This window comes from Sulfurimonas sp., from assembly GCF_041563495.1.
Lineage (GTDB): Bacteria > Campylobacterota > Campylobacteria > Campylobacterales > Sulfurimonadaceae > Sulfurimonas.
This window is the reverse complement of sequence record NZ_JBFFMZ010000007.1, coordinates 94,656-114,354: the sequence shown is the minus strand read 5'-3', so window position 1 is coordinate 114,354 and position 19,699 is coordinate 94,656. Positions and strand designations below refer to the sequence as shown.

The 19,699-nt window shown below is 37.9% G+C and carries 19 protein-coding genes and 2 pseudogenes; 11 read left to right on the top strand and 10 right to left on the bottom strand.

What is annotated here, in order from left to right; genetic code table 11:
* Together ABYK18_RS08865 and rpsT are read right to left on the bottom strand one after the other, a co-directional pair.
* Positions 1-141 (bottom strand): annotated as a pseudogene (locus tag ABYK18_RS08865) (peptide chain release factor 1); the annotation flags it as partial.
* A gap of 15 nt (positions 142-156) precedes the next feature.
* Positions 157-417, bottom strand: coding sequence for a 30S ribosomal protein S20 (rpsT, locus tag ABYK18_RS08860; protein WP_373036310.1), 261 nt, complete (start codon positions 415-417; stop codon positions 157-159).
* A 146-nt stretch (positions 418-563) separates the two neighbouring features.
* On the opposite strand from rpsT, the gene glmM reads away from it, so the two are divergent.
* The 6 genes from glmM (at position 564) to def (ending at position 5,934) form a co-directional block, all read left to right on the top strand.
* The gene (gene glmM / locus ABYK18_RS08855) at positions 564-1,904 is read left to right on the top strand and encodes a phosphoglucosamine mutase (protein ID WP_373036309.1); all 1,341 of its coding nucleotides are present in this window, start codon (positions 564-566) and stop codon (positions 1,902-1,904) included.
* A complete protein-coding gene (lspA, locus tag ABYK18_RS08850; protein WP_373036308.1) occupies positions 1,897-2,352 on the top strand; it encodes a signal peptidase II in 456 nt (151 codons plus the stop codon). Before glmM ends, lspA begins: the two co-directional genes overlap by 8 nt.
* A gap of 75 nt (positions 2,353-2,427) precedes the next feature.
* Complete coding sequence (gene tig / locus ABYK18_RS08845) at positions 2,428-3,729, top strand: trigger factor (RefSeq protein ID WP_373036307.1); 1,302 nt, start codon at positions 2,428-2,430, stop codon at positions 3,727-3,729.
* 2 nt (positions 3,730-3,731) lie between these two features.
* Positions 3,732-4,322 (top strand): ATP-dependent Clp endopeptidase proteolytic subunit ClpP, encoded by a 591-nt coding sequence (gene clpP / locus ABYK18_RS08840; RefSeq protein WP_373036306.1) that lies wholly within the window; start codon positions 3,732-3,734, stop codon positions 4,320-4,322.
* Between the two features lie 9 nt (positions 4,323-4,331).
* Positions 4,332-5,399, top strand: coding sequence for a GGDEF domain-containing protein (locus ABYK18_RS08835; protein ID WP_373036305.1), 1,068 nt, complete (start codon positions 4,332-4,334; stop codon positions 5,397-5,399).
* 10 nt (positions 5,400-5,409) lie between these two features.
* The gene (def, locus tag ABYK18_RS08830; protein ID WP_373036304.1) at positions 5,410-5,934 is read left to right on the top strand and encodes a peptide deformylase; all 525 of its coding nucleotides are present in this window, start codon (positions 5,410-5,412) and stop codon (positions 5,932-5,934) included.
* An 8-nt stretch (positions 5,935-5,942) separates the two neighbouring features.
* Here def and ABYK18_RS08825 read toward each other — a convergent pair whose 3' ends face one another.
* The 3 genes from ABYK18_RS08825 to ABYK18_RS08815 all read right to left on the bottom strand — a co-directional run bounded on the left by ABYK18_RS08825 (position 5,943) and on the right by ABYK18_RS08815 (position 7,523).
* Positions 5,943-6,851 (bottom strand): HU family DNA-binding protein, encoded by a 909-nt coding sequence (locus ABYK18_RS08825; protein ID WP_373036303.1) that lies wholly within the window; start codon positions 6,849-6,851, stop codon positions 5,943-5,945.
* Entirely contained in the window at positions 6,848-7,153 is a 306-nt protein-coding gene (locus tag ABYK18_RS08820; RefSeq protein ID WP_373036302.1) for an HU family DNA-binding protein, read from the bottom strand. Before ABYK18_RS08820 ends, ABYK18_RS08825 begins: the two co-directional genes overlap by 4 nt.
* A gap of 160 nt (positions 7,154-7,313) precedes the next feature.
* Positions 7,314-7,523: a penicillin-binding transpeptidase domain-containing protein gene (locus ABYK18_RS08815; protein WP_373036301.1), complete on the bottom strand. Its 210-nt coding sequence runs from the start codon at positions 7,521-7,523 to the stop codon at positions 7,314-7,316.
* A gap of 166 nt (positions 7,524-7,689) precedes the next feature.
* Between ABYK18_RS08815 and proB the strand changes: the two genes are divergently transcribed.
* Positions 7,690-8,454 carry a glutamate 5-kinase gene (gene proB, locus ABYK18_RS08810; RefSeq protein ID WP_373036300.1) on the top strand — a complete coding sequence of 255 codons (765 nt, stop codon included), beginning with the start codon at positions 7,690-7,692 and terminating at the stop codon, positions 8,452-8,454.
* A gap of 31 nt (positions 8,455-8,485) precedes the next feature.
* Here the strand turns inward: proB and ABYK18_RS08805 are convergent, their stop codons facing one another.
* Together ABYK18_RS08805 and ABYK18_RS08800 are read right to left on the bottom strand one after the other, a co-directional pair.
* The gene (locus ABYK18_RS08805; protein ID WP_373036298.1) at positions 8,486-9,163 is read right to left on the bottom strand and encodes an isoprenylcysteine carboxylmethyltransferase family protein; all 678 of its coding nucleotides are present in this window, start codon (positions 9,161-9,163) and stop codon (positions 8,486-8,488) included.
* A gap of 27 nt (positions 9,164-9,190) precedes the next feature.
* Positions 9,191-9,580 (bottom strand): hypothetical protein, encoded by a 390-nt coding sequence (locus ABYK18_RS08800; RefSeq protein ID WP_373036297.1) that lies wholly within the window; start codon positions 9,578-9,580, stop codon positions 9,191-9,193.
* Positions 9,581-9,652: 72 nt separating this feature from the next.
* Between ABYK18_RS08800 and ABYK18_RS08795 the strand changes: the two are divergent.
* A pseudogene (locus ABYK18_RS08795) lies at positions 9,653-9,985 on the top strand (DUF2986 domain-containing protein); the annotation flags it as partial.
* Here the strand turns inward: ABYK18_RS08795 and ABYK18_RS08790 are convergent.
* Complete coding sequence (locus ABYK18_RS08790; protein WP_373036296.1) at positions 9,905-10,243, bottom strand: hypothetical protein; 339 nt, start codon at positions 10,241-10,243, stop codon at positions 9,905-9,907. The pseudogene ABYK18_RS08795 and the gene ABYK18_RS08790 overlap by 81 nt on opposite strands.
* Positions 10,240-10,431: a hypothetical protein gene (locus ABYK18_RS08785; protein WP_373036295.1), complete on the bottom strand. Its 192-nt coding sequence runs from the start codon at positions 10,429-10,431 to the stop codon at positions 10,240-10,242. The genes ABYK18_RS08790 and ABYK18_RS08785 overlap by 4 nt, the downstream gene beginning before the upstream one ends.
* A gap of 206 nt (positions 10,432-10,637) precedes the next feature.
* On the opposite strand from ABYK18_RS08785, the gene ABYK18_RS08780 reads away from it, so the two are divergent.
* Positions 10,638-12,146 (top strand): YifB family Mg chelatase-like AAA ATPase, encoded by a 1,509-nt coding sequence (locus ABYK18_RS08780; protein ID WP_373036294.1) that lies wholly within the window; start codon positions 10,638-10,640, stop codon positions 12,144-12,146.
* Positions 12,147-12,237: 91 nt separating this feature from the next.
* Here ABYK18_RS08780 and metH read toward each other — a convergent pair whose 3' ends face one another.
* On the bottom strand, positions 12,238-15,729 hold the full coding sequence (gene metH / locus ABYK18_RS08775; protein WP_373036293.1) for a methionine synthase: 3,492 nt from the start codon (positions 15,727-15,729) through the stop codon (positions 12,238-12,240).
* A 214-nt stretch (positions 15,730-15,943) separates the two neighbouring features.
* Here metH and ABYK18_RS08770 point away from each other — a divergent pair, with 214 nt between their 5' ends.
* Both ABYK18_RS08770 and ccoG read left to right on the top strand, forming a co-directional pair.
* Entirely contained in the window at positions 15,944-18,106 is a 2,163-nt protein-coding gene (locus tag ABYK18_RS08770) for a nitrate- and nitrite sensing domain-containing protein (RefSeq protein WP_373036292.1), read from the top strand.
* A gap of 150 nt (positions 18,107-18,256) precedes the next feature.
* Positions 18,257-19,690: a cytochrome c oxidase accessory protein CcoG gene (gene ccoG, locus ABYK18_RS08765; RefSeq protein WP_373036291.1), complete on the top strand. Its 1,434-nt coding sequence runs from the start codon at positions 18,257-18,259 to the stop codon at positions 19,688-19,690.
* The last annotated feature ends 9 nt before the right edge of the window (positions 19,691-19,699 follow it).

Below are 19,699 nucleotides of genomic sequence, written 5' to 3'. Positions count from 1 at the left end.
TTCAACGATTGGTAAAAGTGAAGATTGTTCTTTTGAGAGTTCTGTCATTCTTTTGATGTCAGAAGTTATGTCAGGTGAACTCAGCATTTCGCTAAGTTCATTATAACGGTTGATAAACGGAGTAAGTTTATCAGCAAGCATTATTTTATGCTCTAATTATATAGCGTTTACAGATTTGTGTAGACGACTTACTTTTCTAGCTGCAGTTTCTTTTTTCAAGATACCTTTGCTTACAAATTTGTGAATTTGTCTGTTAGCAACTTTAAATGCTGCAGCTGCTTCTTCTTTGTTTCCTGCTTCTACTGCAGAGTTAACATCTTTTACAATGTTTTTAAGACGAGTTCTATAGAAACGATTACGCTCTGTACGAACGATAGTCTGGCGAATTCTCTTAATTGATGACTTGTGATTTGCCATGCATGAGTCCTTCTCATTAATTTTTTAGTGCGCAATTTTAGCTTAAAGATAATTAAATTTAAGTTAAAGACAAGGTAAATTGTAATAATTTCAACTTTATTGATTAATTATGTTAAAATACAGCACTTTAATATTATGGAATTATAATGAAATTATTTGGAACAGATGGAGTTAGAGGTGAAGCGGGCTCTTTTTTAAGTGCACCCTTGGCAATGAAAGTGGCGATGGCTGCCGGAATATATTTTAAAGCTCATTCAACAACAAATAGAATTTTAATAGGTAAAGATACACGCAGAAGCGGTTACATGATAGAAAATGCGATTGTAAGTGGTCTTACCGCAATCGGTTATGATGTAATAGAGATCGGTCCAATGCCGACTCCTGCAATAGCTTTTATTACGGAAAATATGAGATGCGATGCCGGTATTATGATCAGCGCATCTCACAATTCATATGAAGATAACGGGATTAAATTTTTTGATGGACACGGAGATAAGCTTTCTCATGAAGTAGAAGCTGAGATAGAAGCTATCTATGCAGACGATGAAAGATTGCAAGAGGCTCAGGTGACCGCTAAAAAAATAGGAAAAGCAAAAAGAATAGATGATGTGATAGGCCGATATATCGTTGCTCTTAAAAATTCTTTTCCAAGAGAACTTTCTCTCAGCGGTATGAGAATAGTTCTGGATGCGGCAAACGGAGCAGGTTATATAGTAGGACCGACGGTACTTGAAGAGCTTGGCGCAGAAGTTGTCGTTTTACATAATAAACCTGATGGATTTAACATTAATGAAGGATGCGGAGCACTTCATACAAAAGACCTTTGTGAGAGTGTCGTAAAGTATAGAGCAGATTTGGGAATTGCTTTAGATGGAGATGCTGACAGGCTTGTCGTGGTTGATGAAAACGGAGAGATTGTAGACGGAGACCAACTTTTAGGGGCTTTGGGTTCATACATGAATGACAGAGGTAAGTTAAAAGGTGGTGCAATAGTATCAACCGTTATGAGTAACAAAGCTTTAGAGGATTATATGATCTCTAAAGGTTTGAAGCTGTTTCGCTCGAACGTGGGTGATAAAAATGTTCTAGAGGTTATGAAAAAAGAAGGCATTAATTTTGGTGGAGAACAAAGCGGACATGTTATAGTAAGTGATTTTGCTAAAACAGGAGATGGACTCGTAACAGCTCTTCAAACTTTAGCACTTCTGATAAACACAAAAACTAAAGCATCAACCGCCCTTCGTCCGTTTACTCTTTATCCTCAAAAATTAGTAAACATAAACATTAAAAATAAATTGCCACTAAATAAGATTGACGGTCTGGAAGCAAAACTAAAAGAGTTGGATAAAAAAGATATTCGTCACCTAATAAGATACTCAGGAACAGAAAACAAACTAAGGGTCCTGCTAGAATGTAAAGATGCAAAAGAGATGAACTCAAATATGGATAATCTGTTAGAGTTTTTTCAAAAAGCTTTAAATGCCTAATACATTTCTAAGACTAAATGCCATTTTATTTCTTACAATGGCCGGAATATTTATAATTGACCAGAATATTAAGACTCTGTTTGTGGAAGGTTTTCGTTACTATACGGAATGTATAGATTTGATTTTGGTATACAATAAAGGTGTCGCATTTTCTATGCTCGCCTTTTTAGAAGAGTGGCTTAAGTATATTCAACTGGTTTTAGTAACAGGAATCTTAATCTATATAATAAGCCTTAAAAAAGTTTGTTTTGCTTTCCCGGCAGGGCTGATGCTCGGCGGTGCTTTTTCAAATGTTTATGACAGGTTTATTCATGGCGGTGTTGTAGATATGGTCTATTGGCACTGCGGGTTTGACTTTGCGGTGTTTAACTTTGCTGATGTGATGATAGATGTAGCTGTTGTCTGGTTTTTGGTTTTAAATTTTAAGCCTAAACTGTGCAAAAGCTAACTAAAAGCAGATTTTAGGTATTATTGCTCAAAATAATAGTTAAAAATGTAACTAAAGACATAAAAAAGGAAATTGATGGAAATCAAATCAAATAAAATCGATAGCGCTAATGCTGTTATAGAAGCGACAATTTTAAAAGAAGTTATTGATTCTAACTTAGAAAAAATTGCTAAAGAATTAGCAAAGACTGCTAGTATTCAAGGTTTTCGTAAAGGTAAAGTACCTGTTGCAATCGTTAAAAAACAATATGGTGAAAAACTTGTTCAAGATGCTGAAGCGGAAGCTCTTCGTGAAGTGTTAAACAAAGGTTTAGAAGAGTTAAGTATTGACAACAGTGCTTTAATCGGTGAACCAAATATTTCTAAATTTGAAAAATCTGATGATAAAATCGAAGTAGCCGTAAAAGTTGCTATGAGACCGGAAATCGAACTTGGTGATTATGCTTCAATGATTAAAGAGTTTGACAAGCCTGTCGTATCTGATGCAGATGTTGAGAAAAGAATCAAAGAGATTGCAGAATCACAAGCGCCACTGACAGATATCAAAAGAAATCGTAAAATGAAAGAGGGCGATACTGCTGTTATTGACTTTGAAGGTTTTGTTGACGGTGAAGCATTTGAAGGCGGTAAAGCGGAGAATTTTGAACTGCGTTTAGGTTCAGGTCAGTTTATTCCTGGTTTTGAAGACCAGCTTATCGGCGTTAAAAGAGATGAAGAAGTTGAGATAAACGTAACTTTCCCCGCGGAATATCAAGCTAAAAATCTTGCAGGTAAAGATGCAATGTTTAAAGTAAAAGTTAACGGCATCAAAGTTAAAGATGAAGTGGCAATTGATGACGAGTTAGCTAAAAAATTGCTTCCAGGTCAAGAAGATGCAACTTTAGAAGAACTTCAAAAACAAGTTAAAATTCAAATCGAAAATGAAGAGTTAGCTAAGCTTTATAATGATGATTTAAAACCGGAGTTATTAGAGGCTTTTGTTGAAGGTATTAAATTTGACTTACCTGAGTTTGTTGTAGATCAAGAGATTGATATGGCACTGAACAAAAAAGCTCAAAGCATGAGTGAAGAAGAGATTCAAGAACTTCGTGATAACGCAGATAAGCTCAACGAGCTTCGCGACACTTTTCGTGAAGAAGCGCAAAGAAGTGTAAAAGCTACATTTATCATAGATGCACTTGCTGCTGCTGAAAATGTAAAAGTAGAAGAGCAAGAAGTTATGCAAACTATATATTACGAAGCAATGCAAATGGGTCAAGATCCTCAAAAAGCTTATGAGCAGTATAAAGATTCAGGTTACTTACCGGCAATTCAGATGTCAATGGTAGAAGACAAAGTTCTTAGCCAACTTCTTAACTCAAAGATAAAAGAAGCGTAATCATGAGCTATATTCCTTATGTTGTAGAAAAAACAGGTCGTGGCGAACGTTCTTATGATATCTACTCTCGTCTTTTAAAAGATAGAATAATTATGCTAAGCGGAGAGGTCAACGATGCAGTTGCCTCTTCTATAGTTGCACAAATGCTATTTCTTGAAGCAGAAGATCCAGAGAAAGACATCTATTTCTACATAAACTCTCCCGGTGGAGTTGTTACTGCGGGAATGGCTATTTTTGATACAATGAACTATATTCGTCCGCATATTACGACTATATGTATAGGACAAGCTGCATCTATGGGTGCATTTTTACTTTCATCAGGTGAGAAGGGCAAAAGATATGCTCTTCCTCATGCTCGTATCATGATACACCAACCTTTAGGCGGTGCTCAGGGACAAGCAACAGATATAGCGATTCAAGCAGAAGAGATTCTTCGTATGAAAGCGGAATTAAATGCGATACTGGCAAAAAATACCGGGCAAAGCATTAAGAGAGTAGAAAAAGATACCGATCGTGACAACTTTATGAGTGCCAAAGAAGCACAAGAGTATGGAATGATTGATGAGGTTTTACTTAAAAAAGAAAAAGAGTAGGGGGATAATATGGCAGGATCTTTAAGAAGTAGAAATCGTCGCGATGCTACTAGTGCACCCAAAGAACCGACTATCGGTGCATTGGATATGGATGAACCTACAAGTGATTTAGAGATATACTCTAAGGAAGTTTTGAGCGCGCTTATTACAGACAATCTGCCGCCAACCCCAAATAACTTTTCACTCTATTTTGACAGGTTACTCGAAGACAAGAGTGAAAATCTTCGTAAGCAGATACAATCAATGCTTGAGCTTGAAGAGAGCAATGATGATGAAAATACAATCATGCTTGAACAAAGTCTCAAACAAGGTTTTACATCTGTAAAAAGTATTTTAAGCGTTACTGCCAACCTTTACAAAAACATGGCATTAATGACAAAAATACTAGACAAAAGAAAAAAAGAATTAGAAGAAAATACAGAGATTCAAGCTGCAGCCGCTATTGCCGCTTCTTTAGAAAATGATGTTGCAAAGCTAAACAGCATTCTCAAAAAGCAAAGTACACAGATGAAAGCTTTGTATGATGATACTGCTAAAATCGTTAAAAATGTAGAGAATGAAACTATTTTTGATAACAAGTTTGGTGTTTATAACAAGCGCTATCTGATGACAAAAATAGAGCAAGAAGTAGAGTTAATAACTGAGTTTAAACACAAAAGTTCTCTAATAATGATAGAACTCTCTCGTGAACTTACATCAAGTGTGAACAACGAAAAAGCCATAACATTAATGACAAGAACTATTGCTAGACTTCTTCTAAAAACTTCAAGAAGAAGCGATACTGTAGCACATTACGGTAACGGTGTATTTGCGATGTTATTAAAACATACGGATATACCAAGCGCACAAAAAGCAAGTGAGAGACTTTGTGAATTAGTCTCTAACTCTAACTTTTTCCTAGCTGACCGTGAAATACAACTAAAGATATCTATAGGTATTACAGACATTGCAACACTCTATAGTGTTGAAGAGATTGTAGTAAGTGCAATGGATGGAATCGAAAAAGCGTATGCTGACAAAAAAATGGATTACGCCGTTTCGCTAAGAAGACAAGATGCAGAGTCGGTAGAAGAGTAAAAATATATAGATGAATTTAAGTATAGTAGAATATCCGGATAAAAGATTAAGACAAATATCAAAAAAAATTGAAAAGTTTGATAAGGATTTACATAATCTTTTAGATGCTATGTATCCGATTATGATGGGGACAAACGGTATCGGGTTGGCCGCTATACAGGTCGCTCACCCCGTTCAGGCTCTTATCTTGAACATCCCCGAAGAAGACGGTGAACAGCCGATAGAAAATCTTATAGAGATGATAAATCCCATTATTACCAAAAAAGACGGTGAGATTATCTACCAGGAAGGCTGTCTTAGCGTTCCCAGTTTTTACGAAGATATAACTCGTTTTGAAAACATAACCGTCAACTACCAAGACAGAGACTCTAATACAAAAGTATTGGAAGCGGATGGACTCTTAAGTGTGGCAATTCAGCACGAAATAGATCACTTAAACGGCATACTCTTCATAGACAAGCTATCATACTCAAGAAGAAAAAAGTTTGAAAAAGAGTATAAGAGAATGCAAAAAGAGAAAAAAGGCTCTAAGTAACTACCCCTTTATTTGTTAAATCCTCGTGTAGCAACCATCTCATACTCTTTAGCTCGTGGATTGTCGAGTCTCCGGTAATCGTCGGCGACGATTCGGTATGCATCTGCTTTTAGCTGGAGGTCTGCGGCCTTTGGGTTGTTCACGCTACCGACTAGAGTTGGTATCTGCAGTGTGATTCCGACATCAATAAGATCAGGGTTTTGATGGGATAGCTCTGATCTGTTTTGTGCATAGATAACCGGCCACCAAAAAGGATCTCCCCATGTGGTTGCAGCAATCGTCCACAGTGTATCGCCGGAGGACACGGTAACCACTGTCTCTGTAGCTTTTGTCATTGTAACCTTTGTCGTGGCAGGAGGTAACTCTGCGGGAACACTGGTTAGAGTAGCTGGTACATTGGCATCTTTAACGGGAGCTTCGTGAACTGGGCGTGTCAGTTTTACTTCACTTGGGGGCTGTTCTGGTTGCACCAAGGATGCCTTTTGAGTTGATAACCGACTTTTTATATCGATGCCAAATAAGATAAGCAACACTATAAGTATCGCCAGCAAGATTAAGGCAGCTGTTCTTACACGCCATGCAGTTTTGTCTTCAGTGAGTTCTTTTATTCGCAACTGACGAAAGGGCGCATTGACAGCGAAACGCAGTGCGCTGTATGGGCGAAAGTGGACACGCGTGTGCTCTGGGATTGTTAAGGGCTCGCCAGAGTTTGGGTTGTGTCCCATCTGTTCACTGACATGGGTCGTATGAAAACGCCCAAAGTGATACAGATGAATGTAACTATCTTTCTCTAGCTCCTCACTCATAGTAAGTGCTAGTTGGTGAATATAGGCATCTGCCTCTACACGACTAACCCCGGCACGCTTTGCTACTAATTCTGTAAAAGCGTGAAATGTGATTTTATTATTGTCGCTCATGTCTGTGTACCATCTTCGTCCGATTCGATATTGTAAACATCTTCACGGAGCAGTGTTCCTGTGCGAAACACGGGGACACGTCGTTTTGGAAAAAGTGCAAAATTATTGCTACTAGGCAAATAACCGCGGTGTTCATCGTATGTTGCCGTGTCAAAGGTGCCCAAGTGAGGCAGGGTTACAGCATGTCCGACTCTAAGTAGGTCTCGAATTTCCCGTAGTGTTGCTTTAAGCAATCGTTTCGACTCGGCATTTGAGATATCCAACTCTTTTGCAACGTTTTCAATAAGTTCAGTTTGGTCCATAAGTGCTCCTTAGCTGGTGCATTTTCTATAAACAAATCTCTCTCAATCCCATCTGATGTTAACTGCCGCAGATAGCATAACTATGTAATTAACAACCATTCTATCGTAAAAAATTAAAAAATAACATATTAAATTAAATTTATTGTTTCTGTTAAATAGACTATATTAACCCTAAGAGTTTCAAACTTGCTTTTCCCAGTTTGGTGCGTTCAGTGGAATCTGAAGGCTTATTGATATCGATGTTTAAAGCAAAAACATAGAAGCGTCCTTCTTTTTCTACCCATCCGATCCACCAGCCGATGCCCTTGTTTGGTGCATTTTGCCAGCCGGTTTTACCGTAGAGTTTCCAGTCTTTTCCATGCTCAAGCAAAACAATTTCTCGCCGACTTCTTGGTTGCCGTAATGTAATGTGGCGAGTCCTTTGCGCATACGTTTTAGGTAGATTCACTCACATGGGTGGTAACTTTAGCTTTATTAATAAGAGAAGGCATTACACATGTTATAATGGGTGGTATACCCGTTTAAAGGAATTTTATATGAAGCGTATAGTTATTAAAGTTGGTAGTAGCGTTTTAATTGATGATGGTCATATTGCAAATGAGAGGATGTTGAACCTTGTCTCTCTTATTGTAGACTTGCGAAAAAAGCATGAAGTTATTTTAGTCACATCTGGAGCTGTCGCAGCTGGATTTACCGCGGTGAAACTCAATAAACTTGTTCCAACAAGTAAAAAAGTGTTGGCTTCATTGGGACAGCCTATTCTTATGAGTTCATATAAGAACCTGTTTGATATTTTTGACGTTACAATCTCTCAGATTCTTATGACAGAAGATGATTTCAATTCAAGACCACATACAGAAATTTTTCAAGACATCATAGAAAGAATATTTAAAAATGACATATTAGCCATTGTTAACGAAAATGACATCTCTACGACACCGGAGCAGCTTTTTGGGGATAATGACCAACTTTCAGCTCATGTTACCCACTATGCAAGAGCAGATATGCTTGTGATATTAAGTGACATCGATGGTTATTATGATTCAAATCCAAAAGATAATCCAAAAGCGAAATTACGAAAGCAAGTAAACGAGTTAACCGAAGAGGAGCTAAACCAAGAGTTCACACCGAATTCTAAATTTGCATCGGGCGGTATAGTAACAAAACTAAAGGCAGCTCAATATATAATAGAAAACAATCTAGAAATGTTTTTATGTAATGGTTTTGATCTAACTTCAGTGAGAAGTTACCTACTAGATGATGTTCATGAACAAGGTACGCTCTTTACAAGTAAAAAGTAAAAGTGACTACCTGAGCTAATAGTTTTTTAAATTAATATATTCCGGGAATCAATCTATATCGTACCTGTTGTACATACTCTTTGTATCCCCTCAACTCTTCTTGTAGTGTCCTGTCTTCTAGTTCCGTTCTTATCACGGCAATTATTATGGCTATGAGTACAGGAATCAATGTCCACACTGAACCTAAGGCAAGAACAATTCCCGGAAGTGCAAAAATATTTCCTGCGTAGCCCGGATGCCGCACGATTTTGTAAGGACCACTACTGCACACTTCATGTCCTCTCTCTTTTTGGATACGCACAAAAGTTGAAAAGAAACGGTTCTCTATCAGTGCCCATGAGGCGAAAGTGTATCCAAATGCAATGAGAACAAATCCGAGTAAATTCATCCAGATAGGCAAAAGAGGAGACCATGCAAAACGGTGATCTAGACCTGCTACTATGGCAAGCGGAAATGATAGGCTTATTGCCATCAACGGGGCAGTGATTTTATCCCAAGACTTTACATTTTGAGCCTTAATATTAAACCGTTCAGCCAGAATACCGGGATGTCTATGTTCTGCCCATATGCGCCCACCAATGCCGGCCGCAACGATGAGCACAAAAAAGACCCACGCTTGCCACCAACTGAGATCCCATCCGCAAACCAACAGAGTTACGGGTATGGAAATGTAAGTTATGATTGTACTGAGCCATTGTTTAACTATCATACATACCTCATTTTTCTATGCAGTAAATTATATCTCAAAATGTGCAAATGCACCTTCTACGCTTAATACATTTTTATAGCTGGTATTTGTAATTCTTACATTTTTTGTAGTTAAGTCACATACTGCGATGCGAAAGTTTTGACCCATATGTGGCTCAACAATGCAAATGATTTTATCCTCGATCTGTCTTGTTGCGTGGATGATTCCTTTTAGAGTGTGAAAAAAATACTTCGGGTAACTAAGCGGTGTAATCTCAATAACATCTGCAGTTCTTTTTTTGTCAAGACTTTGTGCAACAATATTAGCATCTTCAAAGCTGTCAAACTGAACACACCAGTCATCAAACTCTTTATTAAAGCGTTTTAAATCTTCATCTAAAAAGCCACCCGCAGGTGATTGTAGGGCAAATATACTCACTTGTTAAACCTCGTATGTATGTTCATAATTATATTTTACCATTTTTATTTGAACGTATAAAAGAAGAATGATAAACATCTCCGTGCAAAGTTAAAGAATTTTTCTAAGGAACGTTATGTATCAAAGGCAGATAGAGCGAAAACGGAATCAGAAAACTACGCAGTAGAGTCTAATGCTGAAAAAAGTGAATCACTTTTGGCGGCTGAGCAGGAGTATCAGAAATTCTGTGTTGGTTTGATAACGACTGTCTTGAGAAATACTCACCCGCGCTTTGGGTTCGTATTTCTCTCCAAGTTCTTGTTATGTACTTTTTATAGTTATCTGTTACTTGACTTTAATAACAGTGTCTGCATCTTTTTCAAGCGCTTGAGCAGTGCCACCTTGTTTTACACATTTAAAATGTAATTCAGTAGAACCAAGTCTTCCTGGTGCAGCAGGAATGAGTGTTTCTCTTAATGTCATTACTTCAAGACCTTTTTTTATACAAAAAGCATTTGCTTCTTGATAAACTTCTGCTTTATTACTTAGCGATACTCCAATTCCAGGATAGCCATCTTTTTTACCAATAAAGTATGAGTCTTGACTCATAGGAATAACCCCCGTACTTGAGCAACTAATAAGTAAGAGGCTTAAAGCAATTGTTAAAATTATTTTTTTCTTCATAATGTTCCTGTGGCTTTATACAAATTATTTAAATATGTCGTTAAATTTGTTTGATGTTGTGGTTGATTTGCTTGAGTGACTACACTATTTAATGCTGTTATGACATTTTGAAAATGAGTTACTGTCTTTAATTTAGAGTTTTCTTCCACTAAATCTTTTGCTAGTTTATGTATGGTCTCTACATTCATTCATATTCTTTGTATTTTGTATAACTATTTATTCAACATCATTGTATATAAAATAACCTTAATTAATATAAATAATCATCAAGTTAAATGATCGTTAAAAATGAAAATTTATTAAAAAATATGACAAAATGCAATTGTTTTTGCTTTTTTATCAAATACGTCATATTATTCTTAAAGAAAAGATGAGTGTTAAAAGGAAAAACATCATGAAAAAAGTCTCCTGTGCTACATACGAAGGTATAGATGCTAAAGTTGTGCATGTTGAGTCTACGCTTACGAAAGGTTTACCATCTTTCTCCATAGTTGGCATCGCATCTGCATCTATTACTGAAGCGAAAGAGCGTGTGAAGTCTGCACTTTTAAGTAACGAGTTTTCTTTTCCTCCAAAACGCATCACGATAAATCTTGCTCCGAGCGACGTTAAAAAAGAGGGCAGTCAGTTTGACCTTAGCATCGCACTTTTGGTTGCACTTGACTACCTCGAAGATGATTTGAGTGAGTGGTTTGTTTTTGGTGAGCTTGGCCTTGATGGAAGTGTGAAGGAAAACATCCAACTCTATCCGCTTATGTTATCTTTGGCAAACCAAAAAGTAATCTCTAAAGCTATCGTTCCATATGAGAGTCTGCAAAAACTCTCTAAGATTCCAGGTGTAGAATTTTACGGCGTGAAGAATCTGCAAGATGCGATAGAAGTGCTTAAAAACCAAGAGAGCATAACTCCAAATATAGAACAGACAGATATTGCATATCCGCATTATGAGATAAAAGGAGAGAAGTATTACTACGTAAATGATTATGATGAAGATTTCAGCGATGTAAAGGGGCAAGAGGTCGCAAAGAGAGCTGCGTTAATATCAGCAGTCGGCTTTCACAACATTCTCTTTGAAGGCTCTCCAGGCTGCGGTAAAAGTATGATAGCAAAAAGGCTTAGATATATCTTGCCGCCCATGAAATCAGACGAGATACTCGATGTAGCGAAACTTCAAGCTTTAGAGTTAGTAGAACCAGAGTTTAAACCTCATAGGAACATGCGTTCACCTCACCACTCGTCCACCCTTGCCAGCGTGTTTGGAGGCGGTTCACATAAAGCTATGATAGGTGAAGTAGGTTTGGCACATCGGGGTATTTTATTTTTCGATGAACTGCCTCACTTTTCCAAAAACATACTTGAAGCTCTAAGAGAACCGATGCAAGATAACCGCATCAGAATCTCCAGAGTAAACTCAAAAGTAGAGTATCCAAGTGATTTTCTATTCATCGGGGCAATGAACCCGTGTCCGTGCGGAAATCTTTTAAACGAGCATCTCGAATGCAGATGCAATGAGATGGAAATACAAAGATATAAAAACAGACTATCAGACCCGTTTTTAGACAGAATAGATATGAATGTAGTTATGCAAAACGTCAAGGCAGATGACAAGCCGAGCTTTACGTCAAAAGAGCTGCATCGCAAAGTGGTTGAAGCTCATATCTTTTCAAAAAAAAGAGGACAAGAGAGTTTCAATGCAAAACTAAGCGATGCGGATGTTGAGAAGTTTTGCATCTTAGAGAGTGAAGCACAAGATGTTTTGGATATGGCGGTGAGCAGATTTTCACTCACGTTTAGAAGCATAAAAAAGATTCAAAAAGTAGGGCGTACTATTGCTGACTTAGATGCAAGCGAGATAGTAAAAAAAGAACATATTTTAGAAGCACTTAGTTATAGAAGAAGATAGAATCAATTTTTACATTTTTTTCACATTATTCATAAGTAGAATATCCCATTAAAAGAGATATTCAAGCCCGAGACACTTGAACTATCTCTTTTTATACATTGTAATATGTGGCGTTTGGATGGTAAACAACCAAGGCGCTTGTTGATTGTTCTGGATGAATTTGAAAAGTTTCACTCAGTTCAATCCCAAATTCCTCAGGTCTTAAAAGATCAAAAAGAGGGCGGTTAAGTTCCAAATCAGGACAAGCCGCATAACCAAACGAGTATCTGCTTCCCTGATATTTATTCATCTGAACATCACTAAGTTTACTGCCTTCACCTTCTGAAATATTCAAATCAAGTCTGATTTGTTTGTGAGCTATTTCTGCTAACGCTTCAGCTAACTCGACTCCAAGACCATGAAACTGATAATACTCCGTATAGTCGCCTCTGTCGTATATCTCACGCTCTGCATCACTTAGTTTTGCACCTGCACTAACACATGTTAGCGCTATAACGTCATGTCTGTCGTGATGGAAAAAGTCACTCAGTGCACGATGAGGCGCTTTAGACTGTCTTGGAAAGGTAAATTGTTTGATTGCTCTTCCCATAACATGTTCCAGATGCTCGGTGTTGATTTCGTCATCGGAGTTATAACCTTCACTCTCATCAAAGATAAGAAGAGTGTTATCGTCTGAACGACATGGCCAGTAACCGTAGATGATAGTAGGTTCAAACAGTTTTTCATCCAGAAACTGAGCTTTTAGTTTTTCATAAGCAGGCATGATTACTTCATCAACCTGTTTTTGGTACTGCTCTTTTGTCATACCTTTTGAGCTGTAACCCCAGCGGGATTTGAAAAGTATCTTGTGGTTTATCCACTCAAATGCCATCTCAATCTGCGCAGGTGTAAGTTTCATCTCACGTCTTCCCCAAAACGGAGGAGTCGGGACTTTAACATCACGAGATGGCATCTTTAGTTCTTCAAACGGCGGGATGACAATCTCTTTTTTCTTTTTAACAACTTTTTCCTCAGAATCTTTACCGTGAAGGTCTGTATCAAAATTACCTGCTTCGATGCGGCTCATAGCAGTCACACCGTCAAAAGCATCTTTACAGTAAAAGATAGGGCCTCCGTAAAAAGGACGGCAGAAGTCATCTATGAAAGAACGGGTAAGAGCTGCCCCTCCAAGAAGTATGGGAATATCGATGCCGTTTGCTTTTAATGTCTCCAAGTTTTCTTTCATGACCTGTGTAGATTTAACCAAAAGTCCGCTCATACCGAATGCACTTATATGTCCGTCTTTCATAGCCTGTATAAAGTCGTCAAGTTCGACTTTGATACCGAGGTTTACAACTTTAAAGCCGTTGTTTGAGAGGATGATATCTACAAGGTTTTTACCGACATCGTGAACATCGCCTTTTACCGTTCCGAGTGCTAAAGTAGTATCTACTGTTTTTTCTACTTTTGGAAGGTAAGGGTTTAGATAATCGACCGTCTTTTTCATAGTCTCTGCACTTTGAAGAACAAACGGAAGCTGCATCTGACCCGAACCGAAAAGCTCACCGACAATCTTCATGGCATCTATAAGGATCTCATTTACGATTTTCTCAGGTGCTATTGTCTTTCTAGCTTCTTCAACAAGAGGAATCATTCTCTCTTTGTCACCATCCATAAGAAGTTTTGCAATCTTTTCTTCATCACTCATCGCAAGATAGCTGGCATCTTCTGCATCCGTGTCTATTGCTTCTTTTGTGCTGAAGTGCTCGATGAATTCAAACAGAGCCGCAGCTTCGGGTTTTTTGTTGAAGATGAGATTATTACAGATTTCTTGGTCTTCTTCACTTATCTTGTTGATAGGGATGATGTGCTTGACATTGATGATAACCGATGTCAGTCCTGCTTCGATGCAGTAGTGCAGAAACATTGAGTTTAGGTATGGTCTTGCATCTTTATCAAGTCCGAATGAGATGTTTGAAAGACCAAGCGTCGCTCCGACTTCGGGATGACGTCTGCGCAGTTCACGAATCGCTTCTATGGTGTTAATACCTGCATCTAGGTACTCTTCATCACCTGAACCGAGTGTAAATGTGAGAAGGTCGAAAACCAAATCTTCAGGTTTAATGCCGTGCTTTTTAGTAGCTAACTCATAGATGCGCTCGGCAACTTCAAGTTTTCTCTCAACTGTCTTAGCCATTCCGATTTCATCGATAGTAAGACAGACAAGAGCGGCACCGTATTTCTTAGCAAGCTGACAGACAGTATCAAACTTCTCTATGCCGTCTTCAAGGTTTACGGAGTTGATGATAGGTTTACCGCCGATGCACTTTAGTGCTGTCTCAAGTGCTGTTGTCTGGGTAGAGTCTGGCATAAGAGGAAGAGATATCTTTTGAGCATACATGCTCATGACCTCTTGCATGTCTTTAGTCTCGTCACGTCCAGCAAAACCGACACTGACATCTACTACGTGAGCTCCTGCGCGAACTTGTTGCTGACCCACGCTTAGAGTTCCTTCGTAGTCTTCGGCTAAAAGAAGCTCACGGAATGCTTTTGAACCTGTAGCGTTTGAGCGCTCTCCTATTAGAAGCGGAGCAGGCTCTTGCATCAGAGGCACTGTTGAAAACAGAGATGCCAAAGAGTTTTCATGGCTTCCGGATGCTGGTTTTGGAGTCGTGTTTTGAACTCTGTTGACAAGTGCACGGATGTGTTGAGGAGTAGTTCCACAACATCCGCCCAGAAAACTTACACCGTCAAGATCTAAAAATGCTTCTTGTTTGTCCGCAAACTCATCAGGTCCCATAGGGTAGTGAGTATAGCCTCCGCGGTTTTGCGGAAGACCTGCATTTGCGTGAACACTTATCGGCTTGTGCCAAACTTCACTTAGAGTCTTTACATGTTTTAAGACCTGTTCAGGTCCGGTTCCGCAGTTAAAACCAAGAGATATGATGTCAAAAGGTTCCAAGATTGTAGCGATTGTACTTGCATCTGTACCTATGAGCATAGTTCCGCTTAGTTCTATTGTTACAGATACCATTATAGGGATTTCTACATCTTTTTGACGGCAAGCTTCTTGGCAAGCGTGAAGAGCAGCTTTTATCTGAAGCGGGTCCTGAGCAGTTTCAAGTAAGAATATATCTACTCCGCCGTCAATCAGAGCTAAACAAAACTCTGTATAACCTGCGTACATTTCATCATAAGTTATGTGACCGAGTGATGGAAGTTTTGTACCGGGTCCTATAGAACCCAGACAAAAGCGCGGATGCTCTGGAGTCGAGAACTTTTGGCACTCTTGTTTTACAAGCTCTGCTCCGGATTTTGTCAGTTCATAAGCACGATTTCCTATCTGGTACTCATCTAAGACCCATGAAAATGAGCCAAAAGTATTTGTAGTGATAAGGTCGGCGCCCGCTGTAAGGTAGGCATGAAAAATCTCGCTTAGGACTTCTGGAGCCGTAACGTTTAGAAGTTCATTACAACCCTCGTTACCTTCCCAAGCTTCTTTAGAGATTTTGTCATCACGTTGCTGAAGTTGAGTTCCCATTGCACCGTCAATAATTAGTGGACGTTTTTTGATAGTGCTTAAAATATAATCTTTTGTTGTCATGATAAAAAAATCTTTTATATTAAAATATTGATGTGCATTTTACCAAACTAGAACCTAAAAAAGCCTTTTGTTTATATCTGAAACATTAGACTAAGCAAAGTGCATAAAAGTTGTCCAAATCTGAGGACAATTGATTTGGGACAAATAATATATTCTTATTTAATGATATATTAGTACACATAGAATAGGCGATTACAACAAGGGGGAAATAATCATGTTAAATAATATGTCAATAAAATTAAAGATGCTTTTGATGGTAGCAATACCAACCATCATAATATTCATACTACTTAGTTTAGCTACCATTAAAAGCTACAATCAAGTATCTGAGCTTGAGAAGATAGAAGAGGCGACGATTCTTGCAACTAAAATAAGTGCTATGATACACAACACTCAAAAAGAGCGTGGTGCATCGGCAGGTTTTATCGGTTCAGAAGGTAAAAAGTTTGTAACGGAACTGCCTAACATAAGAAAAGACACAGATGCTACTCGTGCAGAGATGGAAGCATTTTATAAGACTATGGATTTTTCTAAATATCCTCAAGAGATGCAAAAGCAGATGTCAGATGCCATGAGCAGATTGGCCGTAATAGAAGAAAAAAGAGCAAAAATCAGTGCTTTAGAATATAAAATATCTGATGCCGTAGGTTATTACACTCCTATGAACTCGGCTTTTTTAGACACAATCGCATATATTGCAAAGATGAGTTCAGACCAAAAGATGAGTACATCTCTGAATGCTTTTGCAAATTATCTTTACTCTAAAGAGAGAGCCGGGATAGAGAGAGCTGTAATGACTGGAACGTTTGCAAGAGACTCTTTTCCTCCAGGTTTTTATGCTAAGTTTATTAAGCTTATGAGTGAGCAAGACGTTTACATGAGAAGATATATGTTTTTAGCTTCAAAGGAAAACGCTGATTTTTGCGATGCTACATTAGTGGGTAAACCTATAGAAGAAGTAAAACGAATGAGAGCTATTGGTGTGGCAAACATGAATGGCGGTTTCGGAGTTGATTCATCATATTGGTTTAATACCATAACACAAAAAATAAACTTACTAAAAAAAGTCGAAAATCACTTAGCGCAAGGGATATTAAAAGAAGTAGACAGACTTAAGAGTGCTGCAACATGGAGTATGAACTTAAGCATAATCGAGAATATCGTAGTAGTTATTTTTGTCATAGGTTTTGGCGGTGTTGTCGCTAACGGTTTAACAAAAAGAGTCTCAAAGTTTAAAGAAGAACTAGATGATATTATTTCTTCAAAAGATTTTTCTCAAGTTATTACAACAAGCGGCAATGATGAGATTGCTTCTATCCAAGCAGCAGCAAACCATACCTTGCAAACGGCTCACGAAGCAATATTGAATGCAAATGAAAGCCTGCAAGCCTCTGAAAAACACGCTCAAGAAAGCAACATACAATTAGAGAAAAACAGATTGACACTAGCTCTTACCGATCTTCTCAGCGAAGGTGCGACTATAGGTGTAAAAGAGGTTCAAGAGGGCCTTTTAAGAAACATGGAATCTCTTCAGCAAATCAATGAGAAGAATGCAAACACTGAACATACCGTAGATGACGTAAAAGAATCAACAGCTCAAATGGGAGAGTCTTTGGAAAATATTTCTCATAAAATGCATGAGAGTAGAGAAAACTCTGATCAGCTTAACACGAGCGTCGGTGAGATTACAAGTGTTATCTCTTTAATCAAAGATATCTCTGACCAGACAAACCTGCTCGCTCTTAATGCTGCCATAGAAGCTGCCCGTGCAGGTGAGCACGGTCGTGGTTTTGCCGTTGTTGCCGATGAAGTTCGTAAACTTGCCGAGCGCACACAAAAAGCTACAAGTGAAGTAGAAGTCAATATCAATCTGCTTAAACAAAATTCTGCAGCAATGCAAGAATTTTCTGAAGTTATGGACGGCGAAGTTTCTACATCTTTGGAAAAACTAAATACTTTCAATGAGAGTCTACACGCTTTAGTTGACGGTGCGCATGATATTCAATACTCTAATAAAAAAATATCCAATGAGATGTTTGTAAATCTTGCAAAACTAGATCACATCGTATTTAAACTTGGCGGTTATGAGTCAGTCTTTAAAAATGATAGCACTCATACTTTCTCTCAACATACAACTTGTAGATTTGGTAAATGGTATACAGGTGCAGGAAAAGATGTCTTCTCAGGTACTCCTTCATATTCTAAAATAGACACGCCTCACAAAGCGGTACATGAAAATGTAAGAAATGTACCTGAACTAATTGCATCAGGATTGGTTGAAAATGCGGAGAAAATTATTAATGCATTCTCAAACGCTGAGAAGAATTCAAAAGAACTATTTAATCACCTAGATAACATGGTGGATGAGGTAAGCTAAACGCTTACTTTCTCACCATTTGCTATTATTATAATAGTTATAATAATAAATTAATTTAAAACTCAACTATTATTTGATATAATTTGACAAAATTATGACAAGTTTGAAGTAATGCTAAGATGCGATTACTTACAAATATTGGGAGTTCATATGAGTAAAGAGACTAGCGGTATAGAAATACCGATGCCGTGGAGAATTAAACGCTATTATCTATATATTATAGTTACCGTAATAGCTTTAGTTTTACCGTGGATAACAGTAGATGGAAATCATTTCTTTTTGCTAAGTTTTGATAAGTTGAAGTTACACCTTGCTTTTATACAGTTTGATATGCAAGAATTATATCTGATGCCGTTTTTACTGATGCTTATGTTTTTAGGAATATTTGGCATGACGGTTGTCGGCGGTCGTGTATTTTGTGGCTGGGTATGTCCTCAGACTGTTTTTCGTGTTATATACAGAGATTTGATAGAGACGAAGATTTTGGGTCTTCGCAAACGTATAAAGAACAAACAGCTTGAACCTGATATGACAAAACCGGAAAATAAGGTTAAGAAAGTAGTCGCTGTTTTACTATGGACTGCTCTTGCTGTTATAGCAGCGGCTGATTTCATGTGGTTTTTTGTTCCACCGGAAGATTTTTTTACTTATCTGGCTAATCCTACTGAGCACTGGACTCTGTTTGGTACAATTATCGGGATTACACTTTTCTTGGTATATGATATAGTCTTTTTAAAAGAAGACTTCTGTGTTTATGTTTGTCCTTATTCTAGAATTCAGTCAGTTTTATATGATGATCATACAGTTATGGCACTTTATAATATGCATAGAGGCGGTCATATTTATGATGAGCATCACAATAAACTTTTTACAAAACAAAAAGATATTCAGGTAAAAGAACCTCATGCAGAGTGTACAGCTTGTGAGAGTTGTGTAACAGTTTGTCCTACTCACATTGATATCCGTAAAGGTCTTCAGCTAGAGTGTATAAACTGTTTAGAGTGTGTAGATGCTTGTACAACGGTAATGGGTAAACTAGGACGTCCGTCTCTGGTTACTTGGTCAAGTGATTATGAAATTGTAGATCAAAAAGGTAAAACTCAATATTTCCGTGCAAAAGTCTTGGCTTACGGTGCTCTGCTTGTAGCTATTATGGTTATCCTTGGGATGATGGGAAGCACGAAAGAACATATGCTTTTAAATATCAACAAAGAGACTAGACTTTACTCTGTTCATAAGATGCCAGACGGTAAAGTCAGAGTTGACAATGCATATGAGTTCTTACTTCAAAATACCCAGAGTGAAAAGATGAAATTTTATTTTGACGTTATTCCTCCAAAAGGTATGGAAGGTAAGATTACCATTGCCAAACCTACTAGAGAGTTTACGGCTGTTCCTGGAATAAAAAAGAAAAAGATAGTTGTCCTTAGAACTGAAGAGATGCTCGTAGATAATGATAGAAAAGATACGGTTATTCCTATTACTATCCGTGCATACGCAACGAAACATAAAGATAAGATAATGGTACTTAGAAAATCTACTTTTGTATTCCCAAGAGCAGATATTGTTAAAGGTGCTAAATAAAATTATGCT